Below are 1,796 nucleotides of genomic sequence, written 5' to 3'. Positions count from 1 at the left end.
GTGACGCTCCCAGGAGGAAGGCCGAGATGGCCGACGCCCCGCGGGCCCGACGGCTCGCCAAGCGGATCATCCAGATCGTCGCCTCGACGCTCGAGCACGAGGTGAAGGACCCGCGCCTGGCGATGGTCACCATCACCGACGCCCGGCTCACCGCGGACCTGCGGGAGGCGACGGTGTTCTACACCGTCTACGGCGACGACAACGCCCGGCAGGCCAGCGGCATCGCGCTGGAGAGCGCCAAGGGCGTCGTCCGGACCGCCGTCGGTCGCCAGACCGGGGTCCGGCACACGCCGTCGATCGAGTTCGTGCTCGACGCGGTCCCCGAGGGTGCCGCGCGCATGGAGGAGCTCCTCGCGGGCGCCCGGGCGGCGGACGAGGAGGTCGCCTCGCAGGCCGCCGCGGCCAGCTACGCCGGGGAGCCCGACCCCTACCGCAAGCCGCGCGAGGACGACGACCTCGACGAGCTCGACGACCTCGACGAGGAGCTCGCGGACGTCCCGGACGCGCTCGACGGCCCGGCGCGGTGACGTCCCGGGCGGTCGGACGTGACGAGGCCGCCGCGATGCTCGCGGCGGCCCACGAGGTCGTCCTGCTCGCCCACGTCAACCCCGACGCCGACGCCCTCGGCAGCGCGCTGGCCCTCGGTCTCGCGCTGCACCGGCGCGGCGCCCGGGTGCACGTCTCGTTCGGCGCGCCCGAGCGCGCCGCCGAGTCGTTGCGCGACCTCGACGTCGCCGACCTGGTCGTGCCCGCGGGCCGGGTCGCGGAGGCGCCGGAGCTGCTCGTCGTGCTCGACACCGGCAGCCTCGACCGGCTCGGCCCGCTGGCCTCCCGCGTGCAGCACGCCGGCGCGACCCTCGTCATCGACCACCACGTGTCCAACGCCGGGTTCGGCACGGCCAACTACGTCGAGCCCGACGCCGAGGCAACCGCGGTGATCGTCCTCGGCCTCCTCGACGCGCTCGGCGCCCCCGTCGACCTCCCCATCGCCCGCTGCCTCTACGCGGGTCTCGTCACCGACACCCGCAACTTCCGGGCCGCCTCGCCCGCCACCCACGACATGGCCGCGCGCCTGCTCGTCGCGGGGGTGGACGCGGAGGCGGTGACCCGCCCGCTGCTCGACACCCACCCGTTCTCCTGGCTGGGGATGCTCTCGTCGGTGCTCGCCACCGCCACCCTCGAGCCCGACGAGGCCCGCGGGCTCGGCCTGGTGTGGGCGTGCGCGCGGGCCGAGCACATCGCCGGCGGCCGCCAGGAGGAGGTGGAGAGCATCATCGACGTCCTGCGCACCACCGCCGAGGCCGAGGTCGCGATGGTGCTCAAGGAGGTCGGGCCGTCGCGCTGGACCGCCTCGCTGCGCGGCAAGGGCCGGGTGGACGTGGCCGCGGCCGCGATCGCGATGGGCGGCGGCGGGCACCGGGCGGCGTCCGGGTTCACCGTCGACAGCCGCACCCCCGACGCCGCCGACGTGGTCGCCGACGTCCGCCGGGCCCTGGCGGCGGCCCCGCTGCTGTGACCGCTCACCACCCCCGGCTGCCAGCGAAGCGTCGACGCTTGCACCCAGTGACAGTTTTCCCACTTCGTCGCCCCGGCCCCGGCCTCGGCCTCGACCCCCGATGAGCGTCTCCCTCGACGCCGGGCCGGGCCGGGTCCTGTCCCTCTCGGCGGCGGCCCTCGTCGTCCTCGTCGCCGAGCCGCTCTACCTGCTCGTGGCCACCGCCGTCGTCGGGCGGCTCGGCGCGGTGGCGCTGGGGGCGGTCGCCGTCGGCGCGGGCGTGCTCGGGCCCGGGGGCGCG

Annotated in this window: 2 protein-coding genes and 1 pseudogene; all 3 read left to right on the top strand. The window is 76.5% G+C overall.

What is annotated here, in order from left to right:
• The first annotated feature begins 26 nt into the window (after positions 1-26).
• On the top strand, positions 27-527 hold the full coding sequence (gene rbfA, locus AC0CYZ_RS32325) for a 30S ribosome-binding factor RbfA (protein WP_472222484.1): 501 nt from the start codon (positions 27-29) through the stop codon (positions 525-527).
• A gap of 35 nt (positions 528-562) precedes the next feature.
• Positions 563-1,516: a DHH family phosphoesterase gene (locus AC0CYZ_RS32320; RefSeq protein ID WP_472222482.1), complete on the top strand. Its 954-nt coding sequence runs from the start codon at positions 563-565 to the stop codon at positions 1,514-1,516.
• A 100-nt stretch (positions 1,517-1,616) separates the two neighbouring features.
• Positions 1,617-1,796, top strand: a pseudogene (locus tag AC0CYZ_RS32315) (MATE family efflux transporter); the annotation flags it as partial.

Source organism: Actinomycetospora sp., assembly GCF_055612215.1.
Note: the sequence above shows the minus strand (reverse complement) of the source record. Positions and strands in the feature narration are given on the sequence as shown.

Excerpts from the sequence above, each read along its gene's own strand:
- AC0CYZ_RS32320 (WP_472222482.1), top strand. The coding sequence starts at position 563 with ATGCTCGCGGCGGCCCACGAGGTCGTCCTGCTCGCCCACGTCAACCCC.
- rbfA (WP_472222484.1), top strand. The coding sequence starts at position 27 with ATGGCCGACGCCCCGCGGGCCCGACGGCTCGCCAAGCGGATCATCCAG.